The 14,142-nt window shown below is 73.2% G+C and carries 11 protein-coding genes; 9 read left to right on the top strand and 2 right to left on the bottom strand.

What is annotated here, in order from left to right; all coding sequences use genetic code 11:
• The first annotated feature begins 14 nt into the window (after positions 1-14).
• Genes FREUN1FDRAFT_RS11910 through FREUN1FDRAFT_RS11890 form a run of 5 tightly spaced genes read left to right on the top strand, consistent with a single transcriptional unit; the run spans position 15 to position 7,786 of the window.
• A complete protein-coding gene (locus tag FREUN1FDRAFT_RS11910; RefSeq protein ID WP_035951355.1) occupies positions 15-1,289 on the top strand; it encodes a protein kinase in 1,275 nt (424 codons plus the stop codon).
• 27 nt (positions 1,290-1,316) lie between these two features.
• The gene (locus FREUN1FDRAFT_RS11905; protein ID WP_006540289.1) at positions 1,317-2,447 is read left to right on the top strand and encodes a hypothetical protein; all 1,131 of its coding nucleotides are present in this window, start codon (positions 1,317-1,319) and stop codon (positions 2,445-2,447) included.
• A gap of 1 nt (position 2,448) precedes the next feature.
• A complete protein-coding gene (locus FREUN1FDRAFT_RS43730) occupies positions 2,449-4,851 on the top strand; it encodes a hypothetical protein (RefSeq protein WP_006540288.1) in 2,403 nt (800 codons plus the stop codon).
• Complete coding sequence (locus FREUN1FDRAFT_RS43725) at positions 4,848-6,269, top strand: FtsW/RodA/SpoVE family cell cycle protein (protein WP_006540287.1); 1,422 nt, start codon at positions 4,848-4,850, stop codon at positions 6,267-6,269. The genes FREUN1FDRAFT_RS43730 and FREUN1FDRAFT_RS43725 overlap by 4 nt, the downstream gene beginning before the upstream one ends.
• Positions 6,266-7,786, top strand: coding sequence for a penicillin-binding transpeptidase domain-containing protein (locus tag FREUN1FDRAFT_RS11890; protein WP_006540286.1), 1,521 nt, complete (start codon positions 6,266-6,268; stop codon positions 7,784-7,786). Before FREUN1FDRAFT_RS43725 ends, FREUN1FDRAFT_RS11890 begins: the two co-directional genes overlap by 4 nt.
• Positions 7,787-7,809: 23 nt before the next feature.
• On the opposite strand, the gene FREUN1FDRAFT_RS11885 is transcribed toward FREUN1FDRAFT_RS11890, so the two are convergent.
• The gene (locus tag FREUN1FDRAFT_RS11885; RefSeq protein ID WP_006540285.1) at positions 7,810-8,637 is read right to left on the bottom strand and encodes a TIGR03620 family F420-dependent LLM class oxidoreductase; all 828 of its coding nucleotides are present in this window, start codon (positions 8,635-8,637) and stop codon (positions 7,810-7,812) included.
• A gap of 313 nt (positions 8,638-8,950) precedes the next feature.
• On the opposite strand from FREUN1FDRAFT_RS11885, the gene FREUN1FDRAFT_RS11880 reads away from it, so the two are divergent.
• From FREUN1FDRAFT_RS11880 to FREUN1FDRAFT_RS11865, 4 genes are all read left to right on the top strand, one after another.
• Positions 8,951-9,496 (top strand): sigma-70 family RNA polymerase sigma factor, encoded by a 546-nt coding sequence (locus tag FREUN1FDRAFT_RS11880; RefSeq protein ID WP_050795835.1) that lies wholly within the window; start codon positions 8,951-8,953, stop codon positions 9,494-9,496.
• Positions 9,480-10,676, top strand: coding sequence for a DUF4367 domain-containing protein (locus FREUN1FDRAFT_RS11875; RefSeq protein WP_006540283.1), 1,197 nt, complete (start codon positions 9,480-9,482; stop codon positions 10,674-10,676). Before FREUN1FDRAFT_RS11880 ends, FREUN1FDRAFT_RS11875 begins: the two co-directional genes overlap by 17 nt.
• Entirely contained in the window at positions 10,673-11,692 is a 1,020-nt protein-coding gene (locus tag FREUN1FDRAFT_RS11870; protein ID WP_006540282.1) for an ABC transporter ATP-binding protein, read from the top strand. The genes FREUN1FDRAFT_RS11875 and FREUN1FDRAFT_RS11870 overlap by 4 nt, the downstream gene beginning before the upstream one ends.
• A gap of 155 nt (positions 11,693-11,847) precedes the next feature.
• Positions 11,848-12,705 (top strand): ABC transporter permease subunit, encoded by an 858-nt coding sequence (locus tag FREUN1FDRAFT_RS11865; RefSeq protein WP_035951363.1) that lies wholly within the window; start codon positions 11,848-11,850, stop codon positions 12,703-12,705.
• 14 nt (positions 12,706-12,719) lie between these two features.
• Here the strand turns inward: FREUN1FDRAFT_RS11865 and FREUN1FDRAFT_RS11860 are convergent.
• Positions 12,720-14,142: cytochrome P450 (locus FREUN1FDRAFT_RS11860; protein ID WP_369809788.1), on the bottom strand; the 1,423-nt coding region annotated here is incomplete at its 5' end.

Genomic DNA, 14,142 nt, shown 5'->3' with positions numbered 1-14,142 from the left:
GGTGGTGCATGACCATGACTGACAGCGGTCTTGCCGGCGGCATCGACGGCGACACCCCGGAAGGCCCCCGGGGGAGCTGGTGGGTGCAGTTCGACCCCAAGGACGAGGTCAGCGGCCCTCCGTACCAGGTGCAGCGCGGCACGCTGCCCGGCCCGGGCGGGGTGGCGCAGGCCGTCGCCCGCAAGCGGGTTTCCCCGGCCGACGGGCAGGCCGCGGAGGATCTTCGCGCGGAGATCGAGATCCTGCTGACCCTCTGGCACGCCATGGAGCGCAACGGGCCGCGCCCGGACCGCCACCGCCCCTTCCGGTACCCGGACCAGCTCGTCCGCCTGATCGGTTTCAGCGAGCACGGCGACGCCCCGTTCTTCCTCACGACGTCGCTGGCCCAGGGGGAGACGCTGGGGCGGCGGCTGCGGCGCGCGGGCCCGCTGGGCGTGGACGAATGCCGTCGGTTCGCGGCCAGCCTGTTCCACGGGCTGTACTGGCTGCAGGCCGCCGAGATCGTGCACCGGGACCTCACCCCGGAGAACATCCTCTGGGATGGCCAGACCGCGCTCATCTTCGACTTCAGCCACGCCTGCTGGGCGGGGGCGCACCGGCCGCACGTCGAGGCGCCGCCGTGGAGCACGCTGGACCCGCCCCGCGCCGACCTGATCGCCGATTTCACCGAGGACGTCTCCCGCGCCTGCTGGCTCATCCTGCACGCCGCGACCGGCGAGCCGCCGGAGTCGCTGCCCGGCTGGCGCCCTGATGCCGACGGCTACTGGTCCCGAGGCGACCAGCAGGACCCGGACCCGGTCCCGGACTGGTCCGGTGGAAACTCCTCCGTCACCGAGCCGAACATCTCGACACTGTTTCCCGAGGGCTTCTTCGCGGATGTGTTCGAGCCCGGTTCCCCGGTGGTCGCGGCGGACATGCTCGCGCGGCTGCGCGAACGGCGGCCCGAGCACCGGACGCGGTATGACCCCGCGGGGATGCTGGCCGGGCGCGACCGGTTCAACGGCCTGGTGAAGGACAAGGAATGGCGCCGGGCGCCGGTTGCGCCGTCGTATCTTCCGCCCGGCCGCAGGCGGCCCGGCCACAGCCGCCACCGGCCCGAACCCGAGCCCGAACAACCCCACGACGAGTCGATTTCCAACAGACAGCCTCCACCGGATCCGTATCCGTATCCGGATTCGGATTCGGGACTGGGCCCGGTCTCGGGTGATCTGGCCATGAAGGTGATCGTCGCCATCGTCACGATCGTGGTGTTCCTGCTTGTGGTGATCGTCGGTCTGGGCAGCCTCTAGCGGTGGTGAGGAACGGGGGACAGAGCTGTGCCTGAGGTACGATGCCCGATCTGCCTGTACGTCTTCGATGAATGGCCGGACGCGTACGAGGGCGAGTTCTACGAGTACGACGCCGACCGGGATGTGTACGAGCCCGTCGACGAAAGCCTCCTGCGCAGTTTCCGGGAGGACGACCAGGACCAGCACCGGCGGCGTTTCCAGGCCTGGCTGGCAACCAAATACCTGCGGTGCCCGAATCCCTTCAAGGACCCGACGCACTACCTTTTCTACCCCTACGGCTGGTACGGCGAGCCGTTCGTCATCGGGATGGTCGGGGCGACGACGGTAGGTAAGAGCCACCTGCTGGCGGCGATGATAGGCCAGCTGGTGAACCAGCGCGGCCTCGACGATCTCGGCCTGTCGGTGACGGTGGCCGACCCGCGCCGGCACCGCGAATACGTGCGTGACCAGGTGGACCCGCTGCTGGGCAGGTCGGCGGTACTGCCCGCCACCCTGACGCCGGAGGACGAGGCGGTGTCCTTCGTGGACGCCGTGATCATCACCAATCTCCGGACCCGGCGGGACCGTCTCGTCACCTTCTACGACATCCGGGGCGAGGATTTCGCCAGCAACCGGCGTTCCTCCGATTTCGTGAACGCCGCGGGGGCCCTGGTCTTCGTCGTCGACCCGCACCACAGCGGGCTGGCGGGCCGCCCGGGGAAGATCGACGACGAGGCCTTCAACGCCGTCCTCGGGAAGCTCAAGCTCGTCGGCCGGATGGATCAGCGCACCGGCCTGTTCGACATCGACGCCGCCGTCGTCGTGAACAAGTCGGACGTCCTGCGGTTCCAGCCTCCGGTCCAGGACTGGTACCGCCGGGAGCGCACCCGCGGCGAGGTGGACCTGGACGACATCCTGGACGAGAGCTCCGTCGCCTACGGGCTGCTGTACAGCCGGAACGCCACGGCCTGGCTCGCGCCGGTACGTGAATGCCGGCGGGCGACCCTGCACTTCGCCTCGGCGACCGGAACCGAGGAAGCCCTCGACCGGCCCGGGTACTACCGCCGCCGCGTCCAGCCCAACCGGGTGCTGGAACCGCTGGTGGCGGTGCTGGCGATGGCCGGCATCATCGACCGCGCGGTCTTCGTCGGCGACCGGACCGGAGAGGTGGGCATCTGACGTGTCCAGCCCTGGCAGCGCCGCGGATCCGCACCCGATCCATCAGATCGCCTTCCACTGGGTGCCGGGTCGGCAGTCGCCCCTCGGCCAGGAGGGCGTCGGGCCGGCGCTGACCTCGCTGGAGGACCTGCGGCGACTCGCGGCCTGGAACACGCGGCTGCTCAGCACCGTGCTGGCCGCCTCCGGGCAGGGACCGGACGGATCGCTGTGCTACCTGCGCTTCGGGCCGGACGACGCCGAGGGGGAGGCGGCGGTCATCCGCAGGGTCCCCGCGCTCGACCCGCAGGGCCGCGTCTCGGTGCTCGCGCATGCCCTCGTCGGCCCGGAGCACATCCTGTCACCCCGCCTGGCGCTCGCCCTGCGGGCCTGGCCGCGCTGGTTCGGCGCGGGGTGGCACGGCGGGCTCGGACCGGCCGCCGGGCAGGTTGACGCCGTCCGGCTGCGACGTCCGACGTCCGCGGCGGGACTGCGTACCCCGGAGGTCGAGGCGTCGCTGCGCGAGCTCGCCGTGACCGCACGCGAGCTGGACGAACCCCTCGTACAGCTGGTGGCCGGGGTGCTGGCCGATCCGGCCGGCCAGGTCAGCGCCGTCGGATACCCCGGCTGGGTCGACCCTCTGATGTTCGGCCTCATCGAGGTGCTCGACAACCTGCTGGGCGGACTGCCCGGTCACGACTGGTCGTTCTCCACCGCCGAGACGGCGGAGCGCCGGTCCCCATTGCGGCACATCTTTCTCGACCGGACGAGCCACTCCGACTTCGAGCAGACCCGGCTGCGTGTGCGATATGGGTCCTCGCTGCCCCCGGAGGGCCACGGCGCCGCCGCGGAGGTCGCCGTCGAGCTGGTGGAGGCCTACCGGGAGTACGGGTCGGGCGGAGTGGTCACGGTGGCCCGCGCGCTCGCGGATCCGCTGCCGGACTCGCTGCCCGCCGTGGAGCGCTGGGTCGTCCGCGCCGCGAGCGCGCCCATCGCGGCCTCGAGTCGTCTCTGGTCCCTGCGCCGGGTACTGCAGGGCCGCGGCGGTGACGGAGAACCGGCCGAGATCGGGCGACCGGAGACCGCCGCGCTGCTGCGTGACGAGATCCGGCGCCTGGGCGCGGACGGCTTCCACTGGCTGCGCAGCGGCTGGAGGATGGGGACGGCCCCGGTGGGGGTCGCGTCCGCGGAGCCCGTGTGGGCGATCCTCGGTGAGCGACTCGTCGAGGCTGTCCTCGACGAGTCCCTCGCCGCCGCGGCGGACGCCGGTGACGGCACCGCCGGCGGCGTGGGCGGCCTCGACAGGAACGTCGAGCGCGCGATCCAGCGTGCCGTGAGCGAATGCGGCCTCGGTCCAGCCTCGGTCCGGACCGTCGTGGAACGCTGGTGGGAACGGATCGGTGCCGGCGAGCCGGGCGCCGTCGGCCGGCTGCGCGTCGCGCAGACCGCCATCAGGATCTGGGCCGAAGCCGGCCACCCCGACCGGGACCGCCCGTGGGCCGGGAACCACCCGCCGGCCGGCCTGCCCGATCCGGCGCAGCGACGGGAGTTCGGCGTGGTGCTCGCGCTCGTGCTGGCCGGCGTGCCGGTCGGGCGCGTCGCCGAACAACTTCCCACCGGGACGGACGCCGCAACCCTGGCGACCACGCTGGCCGTCACGCTGCACGTGCTCAACAACCGGCTCGGGCACGGAGGGGACGCTCGAGTCGTCGCCGACAGCGTGCTCGAGCCCGCCAGGGTGCGTGGGCAGATCCGCCGCCACCTCGTCGGCCCGAAGCTCGACCCGCTGTGGGCCCAGCCCGCGCAGCTGCCCGAGCTGCTGCCCGAGTCCGCGGTGCTGCCGGAGTCCGCGCTGCTGCCCGAGCCTGCCGTGGAACGCCGTCTGATGGTCGACCTGCTGTTCCGGCCGGAACTCGAAGATCCGCGCGCCGACAACGGCTGGCAGTTCGCCGAGGAGCTGGGCGGTCTCCTCCAGCACGGTCTTCCACCGGGCCTGGTCGCCGAGCTTCTGGCGGTCGCGCGGGAGGCGCCCTCCTCGTCGCCGGCCGAGATGGTACTGAGCGCGTTCGTCGTCGACCAGTGGCTGGCGCAGCTCGGCCACTCCCCGCTCACCGCCCGCCAACGCCCGCCGCGCCGGCCGGCTCAGCCTCGGCGGCCGGCTCAGTCTCGGCGGGCGGCTGCGGCCCGGCAGGTGGCTGCGGCCCAACAGGCGGCTGCGGCCCAACCGGCTCGTCCGACGTCGCCGCCCGCCGGCAGTCCCGCAGGCCGGCAGGCACCGAGGCCGGGGAAAGCGACACAGCAGTCGGATCCACCTGTTCAGGCGCGCGCCGAGAAGGTCGAGTCCCCGAAGAGCTGGGTGGTCTTCTGGCTCTGCATGGCGGCGGCGACCGTCATCGTCATCGCGATCTTCCTGCCGCTGCTCACGTGAGAACCGCCGCCACGGGTGTCGGCACCGTGGGCGGACGGCGGTCGCGGGACACGGTCACGCCCTCGCATGCCGCGTGGCCGGGCCTGCTCTTCGCCGCGCTGGTCTTCGCCCTCTGGTGGCACCGGCCGGTCATGGTGGACCCGATGTGGGCCGTGGCCACCGTCGCCCTCCACACCGTGATCACGGTGCTCCTGCTCCGGGGCGCCCGCCGCGTCCGCGACCCGGCCCTCGGCCTGCTGGTGGTCACCGTCCAGGCGCTCACGGCGCTCGGGTTCGTCCTGCGGATGCGCGTCGGTGTCGGGGACCAGATCTCGCTCGGCGCCTACCTGGTCGCCGTCGCCGTCGGCGTCGGGCTGTTCTACCTGGGCCGGTCGCTGGCGCAGACCGACCGGCGCCGGGAGGGCCCGGCGCGAAACCGGTGGATCAAGCGGAACGGGCGCACCGGTAACGCGCTGCTCATCCTGGTGGTCGTGTCCGGTGTGCTGGCGCTGAGAGCACCCATCGAGCGGGGCGCCCAGATCGGCCTCACGCTGGGCCCGCTGCACGTCCAGCCGACCGAGGTGTTCCGGTTCAGCCTGCTCGGCTGGATCGCGTTCCAGCTGAAGGCGCCGCCGGACGCCCCCCGCCTGTTCGGCTCCTACCGGCCCCCCGGGGCCGGCCGGGCGCTGATCGAGTACGCGCTGGTACCGGCCGTGGTGGCCACCGGACTCTTCGTCAAGCTCTCCGACCTCGGGCCGGCGGTGGTGCTCTTCATCGGCATCGTCGGCCTGGTCGTCCACCTCACCGGCCGCTGGCGCTACGCCGCGGCGGCGACCGTCTCCTTCGCGGCGCTGGCAGCGGTCGCGATGCTGTTGGGCGTCGGCGTGCTGGGCGACCGGCTCGCCCTCTGGAAAGACCCCTTCTACATGGGCGAACACGGCCCGGGCAAGGCGCTGCAACAGCCCGGGAAGGCGCTGCTCGCCTACGCCCGCGGCGGGCTGCTCGGCGCCGGGCCGGGCCTCGGCCGGGTGGACAGCATCGGCACCGAGCGCCAGAACGACTTCATCCTCGCCGTGCTCGGCGAGGAGCTCGGCCTCGTCGGCACCCTGCTGACCGGCGCCCTGTACGCACTGCTGCTCATCCAGCTGTTCCGGCTGGCCCGGCGGGCCGGTGAGGAGTCCTGGCTGCGGGCCTGGCTGGTCGGGCTTTCCGTCATGCTGGCCGCCAACATCGTCTGGCCGGCGCTGGCGACGACCAGGGTGCTGCCGATCTCCGGCATCACCACCCCGCTGCTCTCGGCCGGTGGGACGTCCATGCTGGTGGTGCTCGGCATCGTGGGACTGGCCGCGGGCTGCGCCGGCCCGCGGCCCGCTGGCTCCACCGCCCCCACCCCGGTCCCGCCGCTGCCGGTCCAACCGGCGCGGCCGGCCGTTACGTGACGAGAGCCCGGCGTCGGTCGCCGCTGACCTGGCGGGCGCCGGCACTCGCCGGGCTGCTGGCACTCGTCACCGCCGGCTCGCTGCTGAACGCGCAGCTGCTCACCGCCGGCGCCTGGCTGGACGACCACGACCGCAGCCGCGGGATCGCCCGCACCGAGCGGGCGACGTTCAACCGGGGCCGGATCCTCTCCGCCGACGGCCTGGTCCTGGCCGCAACGGTTGGGTCCGGCGTCGACGCCACCCGCCACGGGACGTCCACGGGCCTGCCCGTCGGTGATTTCCGGCCGTCCAGGAAGGACACCGACGGCACCGGGCTGGAGAACACCTGGGCGCTGCAGCTCGAATGCGGCACCCGGCCGGAGGAGGGCCTGGCCGGCCCACGCGGTCTGCTGGGGCAGCGATGCCAGCCCGCCGACGTGCGGACGTCGTACAACGCCGAGATTCAGGAGGCGGCGGTCCGCGCGCTGGCGGAGGCGAAGCAGGCCGCCCCGGGAGCCCGCGGCGCGGTCGTGGCCCTGGACCCACGCACCGGCGGTGTGCTGGCCATCGCCGCCGACGACGGCCTCGCGACCACCGTCACCGGAGACGCCAGCCAGCCCGGCTCGGTGTTCAAAATCGTCACCGCCGCCGCGATCGACCCGGCCGGGCTGAACGACCTGCCCCTGGCGCCCCACACCAGCCTGCCCCTGCCGGACGGCCATTCGCTGCGGAACTTCGGCGGTGACAGATGCCCGGCCAGGGACATGATCGGGATCCCGGCCCTGGTGGACGCGCTGCGCCAGTCCTGCAACACCGCCTTCGCCCTGATCGGCGAGGACCTCGGCCCGGAGCGCATCACCCAGGAGGCGGCCGCCTTCGGGTTCCGTATGCCCGGCACCGACCCCGCGGAGAAGCCCGATGGAGCACCAGCCTGCCGAACCCTGGGGCTGGAGCCGATCGGGAAGGACCACTGTGACCTGGACGGCCTGCCGGTCGCCGTGTCCTCCATCGAGTCCCACACGGGGGACGACAGGAGCTGCCTGCCGCAGCAGATGGCCATCGGCCAGGCATGCGTCTACGCGACGCCGCTGCAGATGGCACTGGTCGCCGCGGCTGTCGCCGAGGGAGGCCGGCTGCGTCCACCGCACATCGTCGAGCAGGGCGAACGGGATGGCACCGTCCTCTGGAAGGAACCCGCGGGTCAGCCGCGGCCGGTCATCCCGCCGGAGAACGCCGAGATGATCCGAACCGGCATGGTCGAGGCCGTGAAGGCCGGCACGGCGAAGAGGGCCGCTGTTCCCTGCGCCCAGGTCGCCGCGAAGACCGGAACGCCGGAGACCGGGCCCGCCTCGGCCAACCCCGACACCAACGCCTGGATGGTGGCGTTCGCCCCGGCCGAGAAGCCGGAGGTCGTGGTGGCGGTCTACCTGAAGGCACCCGCCGGCGGCCATCTCACCGGAGGCGCGAACGCGGCCCCGGCCGCCGCCACCACGCTGCGGACCGCGCTGGTCGCCCTGAAATGGGCTGACCGCTGCTGAGCCCTCACCGCCGGATCCGGTGCTCAGGGCAGGAGCGCGTCGGCGAACCTGCCCAGCCACTCGCCGGCGGGCTGGCTGCCCGTACTGATCCGCAGAACGACCTGGTCGGCGCCGGCGGCCTGGTATTCGCGGATGCGGGCGACGATGGTGTCGAGATCGCCCCACGCCGTCACCGCGTCGAGAAGCCTCGCGTCGAGACCCGCGATCTCGGGCTCGGTGAATCCCATGCGCCCGAAACTGCGCCGATAGCCGGGCACGGTGCTGAGAAATCTGAGGTTGTCGGCGGCGATGGCCCGCGCGGTCGCCGGATCCTTTTCCGGGATGACGCTGAGCAGGACGGCGATCGCCGGTTCGGCCCCGAGCGTCGCCCGCGCCTGCGCGACGTACTCGGGAGTGACCAGGAAGGGGTAGGCGCCGGCCGCGCGGTCCCGGGCGAGCGCCAGGACCGCCGGGCCGAGCGCGGCGAGGATCCGTGCCGACGCCGGTACCTCGGGCTTTTCGGTGTCGAGAACGTCGAGATAGGAGTTGAGCGTGTGCAGCGGCCGGGCACCGTGCGCGCCACCGAGGCCGACGACGAACCGGCCGGGGAAGGACTCCTCCAGGTCCGCGTAGGTCCGCGCGACCTCGCCGGCAGGCACCACGTCCACGGAGAGAATGCCGCTGGCGACCTGGATGCGTTCCGACGCGCGGACGACCCGGTCGATGACGGGCAGGTTGTTGCCCTGGCCTCCGGCCAGCCAAAGTGTCGAGTAGCCCGCCGCCTCCGCTTCGCGCGCGAAGGCGACTTCAGCGTCGGGCCCGTCAGTCGGCAGGCTGGAGGCGGCGATGCCAAGGGATCCGAGAGTGACCATGCACAGCGCAACCTCACGCTGGCGGCCTGTGTTCCGCGTCACCGGATCCGATCGCGGTCGGCACCTCCCGCACCTCCCGCACCTCCCGCATCGCCCGCGGCTCCCGTGGCTCCCGCAGCGACCTTCGGTCGCACAAGGGCGCGGCTGTGTGTCACATTCGCGCGCCGGGCGGTGCTGTGTGGGTATGGACCTGATTCGGCACAGGCAGGCGGCGGGTGTCCCTGTCCTGGCGGGCCCCGGGGCGGCTGCCGTCACCGCGGCCCGTCGAGGCGGCGAAGGGGGCATCTCCGCCGGCGGCGGGAGGGGCGCCCGGGTGGCGCGATCCCGCCCGGCGCGCGGAGAGGCGGCGGGCGAGGCGGCAGCGGTGCGGCCTGACCTCGACGAGGTGTTCCGGCGTGACTACCAGGTGGTCGTCGGCGTGGCCGCCCGTGTGCTCGGCGACCGGGATCAGGCAGAGGACGTCGCCCAGGAGGTCTTCCTGTCGTTCAGCGGCTGCTCGGTTCCCGGGGCCCGGGCCCGCGGCTGGCTCTGCGTCGCCGCCGCCCACACCGCGCTGAACACCATCCGCTCGCATCGTCGCCGCACCGGGCGGGAGGAAGCCGCCGCCACGGCCGAGCACGCCACCGTGCCGGATGTGGCCGACGCCGTGGTCCGGCGGGACGAACACCGCCGGGTGCGCGCCGCCCTCGCCCAGCTTCCCCGCACCCAGGCGGTGGCGCTGGTCCTGCGTCACAGCGGCCTGAGCTACGCCGACGTCGCCGCCGCCCTCGATCTGTCCCCGACCAGCATCGGCACCACGGTGCGCCGCGCCGAGTCGGCACTACGCAAGGAGCTGAACCGCCATGGGTCACACGTCTGACGGCGTGCTGCGCCGGCTGCTCGACGAGCCGGCCGGAGTGACCGACGCCGACCGCGAGCACACCGCCGCCTGCCCACGCTGCCTGGCCGTGCTGGCCACCATGCGCGCCGACGCCGACGCCGTCCACGCCGCACTGTCCTTCGCCGTTCCCGCGGGCGGCGAGCACACCGCGGGCGAGCATGCCGTCGGCGAGCATGCCGTGGGTGAGCACGCCGCGGGTGAGCACGCCGCCGGTGACATCGATGCCGCCTGGCGGCGCCTGGTCGCGTCCATGCCCGCCACGGGAACAGGGCGCAAGGCGTCCGCCGGCGAGCGTCGCCGCCCGCACGCCCGTCCGCGTACCGGTCGGCCGTCGTTCGGGCGGCGGTTCGCGGGTCGCCCGGCCGTCGCCGCGCTGGTCGCGGCCGCGGTTCTCGCCGGCGCCGGCACCGCCGCCGCGAACGGCTGGCTGCAGATCTTCCAGACCGAACGGGTCGCGGTGATCGGCCTGGGCCCCGAGGACCTCGTCGCGCTGCCCGACCTGGGCGCCTACGGCGACCTCGACATGGCCAGTGAACCCGACCTGCGCGACGTGGACTCCGCGGCCACCGCCACCAGGCGGACCGGCCTCGACCTGCCCGCCGTGACCAGACTGCCGGCCGGCATCGCCGGTGAGCCGGTCTACGAGACGATCGACCAGGTCGAGGCGGTGTTCACCTTCTCGGCGCAACGAGCCGCCCGCACTGCGGCCGACGAGGGCGAGACGCTGCCGCCGGTACCCCCGGGCCTGGACGGCACCCGAGTGCGGATGGTCGCCGGCCCCGGCGTGGCCCGGGTCTGGTCCTCCGGCTCCGGGGCGCCCGGCCTCGTCGTCGCCCGTGCCGTCGCGCCCCGGGCGTTCTCGACCGGCGTCCCGTTCGAGACGGTCCGCGACTACATACTGTCGCTGCCCGGCCTGCCGGCCGACGTCGCGGCCCAGCTGCGCACCTTCGCCGCTGACGGCTCGACCCTGCCGCTGCCGGTGCCCACCGCGGAGGCCACCACCCGGCAGGTCAAGGTCAACGGTATTCCCGCCACCGCGCTGACCAGCCGCGACGGCACTCTCGCCGCGGTCGTCTGGGTGCAGGGCGGCGTGGTGTGCGCCGTCGCCGGCTCGCTGTCCGAGAACGAGATCCTCACCGTCGCCAGGGAGCTGCGTTGACCACAATCGCCGAAGGACCCGCGCTCGACGCGGCGGCACGACTGGTCGGGGACCTGCGACCGTCGTCCGCCGTGTGGGCCTCGGGACTGAACAAGCGGTACGGTCGCCGCACCGCGGTCGAGGACGTCTCCCTGGAGGTCGGCCGCGGGCAGGTGGTCGGCCTGCTGGGGCCCAACGGAGCCGGCAAGACGTCGGTGATCAAAATGCTCCTCGGCCTGGTCCGCCCGGACGCCGGCGAGGTGCTGCTGCTCGGGCGGCCGGCGACCGACCCGGCCGCGCGAGCCCGGGTCGGCTACCTGCCGGAGCTGTTCCGATACCAGCCGTGGCTCAGTGCGTCCGAGGTGATGGCCCTGCACATCAGGCTTTCCGGCGCCGACGTCACCGCCGGGGAGCGGCGTGACTGCCTCGGCCTGGTCGGCCTCGCGGGCCGCACCGACGACCGGGTGGGCGGCTTCTCCAAGGGCATGCAGCAGCGGCTGGGGCTGGCGGTCGCGCTGGTCGCCCGCCCCGAGCTCGTCATCCTGGACGAACCGACCAGCGCGCTGGACCCGCTGGGGCGCGCCGACGTCCGTGACATCGTGCTGGACCTGCGTTCGCGGGGCGTCGCGGTGCTGCTGAACTCGCATCTGATCGGCGAGGTCGAAAGGGTCTGCGACCGCGTCGTGATCCTCGACCACGGCCGGGTCGCGGCCGCCGGCACCCTGGCGGAGCTCCTCGGCCAGCGTGAGCTGCGGCTGCGGCTCACCGACGTCCCACCGGCGGCGCAGCGACGTCTCGCCGACGTCGGCCGGGTCGAACAGTCCGGCGACTGGTACACCGTGGCCCTGCCGCCCGACGAGGCCGGCGCCACCGGTGCCACCGGGGGCAGCGGGGACGTCGTTCCTGGGCTGGTCGCCGAGCTGGTCGGCCTGGGCGTGCGGGTGCACGCGGTCGAGCCGGCGCGGATCAGCCTGGAGGAACGCCTGCTCGGCATTCTGCGAACCGGCGCCGCCGGTCAGCCGGAGGGAGACCGTTGACAACGCAGCAGGCCGCGCAGGCCGCGCAGGCCGCGCAGGCGACGCAGCCGACGCAGGCCAGGAAGCCGACACCGACCCAGCCGACACCGACCCAGCCGACACCGACCCAGCCGGCGCCGGGGCGGACGGCACCCCGGACGACTCCGGAGCGGCTGATGCCAGTCCGGACGGTGCTCACCATCGCCGGGCTCACCCTGCGGGAGGCGTCGCGGCGCAAGGTGATGCGTGCGCTGGGGGTGCTCACCGTCCTGCTGCTGGCGCTCAGCGCCTGGGGGTTCTCCCAGCTCGGCGCCGCGGCCGACGACGGCGGGCTCACCTCCGGCGAGAAGCTGATGGCCTGCTCCCAGATCCTCAACCTGGTGATGTTCGGCTTCAGCCTGATCGCGGCCCTGGGCACCGCCTTCCTCGCCGGCCCCACCCTCGCCGGTGAGACGGAGTCGGGCATCGCGCTGGCGATGCTCGCCCGGCCGATCCGGCGCTCGGCGTTCCTGCTCGGAAAATGGCTCGGGCTGGTCGTGTTCGGCACCGTCTACGTGGTGCTCGCCGGCCTCGCGCAGTGCCTGGTCGTGCTGGCGACGTCCGGCTACTGGCCGCCGGAGCCGGCGACGGCGCTGGCTCTGCTCGCCGCCCAGGTGATCGTGCTGCTGACCCTCGCCGTCCTGCTGTCGACCGCGGTGTCGCCGATGGCCTCCGGCGTGGTCTCCATCGGGCTGTTCGGGTCGGCCTGGGTCGCCGGGGTGATCGGCGGTGTGGGCGCGGCACTCGACAACGAGGCCGTGGAACGGGTCGGCACCGTCTCACGAATCCTGCTGCCCACCGACGGACTCTGGCGCGGGGCGATGCGCGGCTTCCAGGACCCGTCGGTGCTGCACAGGTTCGCCGCGGGTGAGTTCGAGGCCTTCCCGTTCCTCAGCGTGCATTCGCTGACCGCCGCCTATCTGGCGTGGGCGGTGGTCTGGGTGGTCCTGGTCTGGAGCGTCGCGGCGGCCTCCTTCCGGCGCCGCAACTTCTGACCCGGCGCCCGCGCCTACGCCCGCCGCGGAGCCGGTTCGTGTACCGAGACGGGAAGGCGTTCCGGCCCGCGAAGGATCACGTTCGGCTTGAAGGCCGGCTCGTCGGTGAGCGGGTCGATGGTGATTCCCCGCTCGATCAGGCGGCGCAGCAGTGTCTCCATCTCCAGCAGGGCCAGCCCGGCACCGAGGCAGAAATGCACTCCCAGGCTGAACGCGAGATGGCGCGGGGGAGCCGCCTGGCGTCCGTGGAAGCGGGTGACGTCGAGGCGGTCCGGGTCCGGGTAGGCGGCCGGGTCACGGTTCGCCGCGGCGAGCAGCACCGCCACCCCGGAGCCGGGCGGCAGCGTCTCGCCGGCGAGCTCCAGCTCGGTCAGCGCGTCGCGGGGGATCAGCTGGATCGGCGCGTCGAAACGGAGCAGCTCCTGGACGGCGCTGGGAACCAGCTGCGGGTCGGCGCGCAGGGCGGCGAACTGCTCCGGGTGGCGCAGCAGCGCGAGCAGGCCGTTCCCGATCAGATTGACACTGGTCTCGTGGCCGGCGTTGAGCAGCAGGTTCCCGGTGCCGAGCAGCTCGGTGTCGGAAAGCCCGTCACCGTTCTCGTCGACCGCGGCCAGCGCACTGATCAGATCGCCGGCCGGCTGGTCGCGCCGGGACAGGGCCAGCTCCCGGAAATAGTCGTAGAAGGCGGCCGTCGACTCGTCCCGCCGGGTCTTCTCCTCCGGGCTGAGCAGGATTTCCGGGTCCAGCCCGCGGGCGATGGCGATCGACCACTCGTGAAAGACCGGATAGTCGGAGACGGGAATCCCCAGCAGCTCGCACACGATGGTCATCGGCAGCGGATAGGCCAGAGCGGCGATCAGATCGGTCTCACCGGCCTCGACCATCGCGTCCAGCAGCTGGTCGACGAGCCGCTCGATGCGCGGCGCCAGCCCCGAGATCATGCGCGGGGTGAAGGTCCTGCTGACCATTCCCCGCAGCCGGGTGTGCTGCGGCGGGTTCATGAAAAGAAACGAGTCGCCGCCCCGGAACGCGCCGTCCGGACCCTGGTTGTGCCCCCAGGACGGGTTCTGCAGCACCGCGGTGCATTCCGCGTGCCGGGTCACCAGCCGGATGCCGAGCGGCGTCTCGTGTACCGGCCCGCCCTCGCGCAGCTGCGCGAACAGCGGGTAGGGGTCGGCGCGGTTCGCCGGGCTGAACAGATCCAGCAGGATCCGGGTGACGTCGTCCGCGGGCAGGGTCGAGGCCATCGGTCCTCCCTCCGAGATCGGTGTCAGGAGATCGGTGTCAGGTCCGGGCGGGCCGGCGCTCCGGGTGAGTCCCGGGACCTGGTCGACCTCTCCGGGCGGGAGATCAGCATCGTCGCGGACCTGCACGCGGGCGCCGCCGAGGTCGTCGTGCGGACGAACGACCTCACCGACGGGTACGTCTACGAGAACT

It is taken from the genome of Parafrankia sp. EUN1f (assembly GCF_000177675.1).
Classification (GTDB): Bacteria; Actinomycetota; Actinomycetes; order Frankiales; family Frankiaceae; genus Parafrankia.
The sequence above is the reverse complement of the archived record's forward strand: the minus strand, read 5'-3'. Positions and strand labels throughout refer to the sequence as shown.

What these genes read in the sequence shown, in the direction of transcription:
- FREUN1FDRAFT_RS11910 (WP_035951355.1), top strand. Translation starts at nt 15, where the DNA reads ATGACTGACAGCGGTCTTGCCGGCGGCATCGACGGCGACACCCCGGAA.
- FREUN1FDRAFT_RS11885 (WP_006540285.1), bottom strand. Translation starts at nt 8,637, where the DNA reads ATGGTCACTCTCGGATCCCTTGGCATCGCCGCCTCCAGCCTGCCGACT.
- FREUN1FDRAFT_RS11875 (WP_006540283.1), top strand. Translation starts at nt 9,480, where the DNA reads ATGGGTCACACGTCTGACGGCGTGCTGCGCCGGCTGCTCGACGAGCCG.
- FREUN1FDRAFT_RS11865 (WP_035951363.1), top strand. Translation starts at nt 11,848, where the DNA reads ATGCCAGTCCGGACGGTGCTCACCATCGCCGGGCTCACCCTGCGGGAG.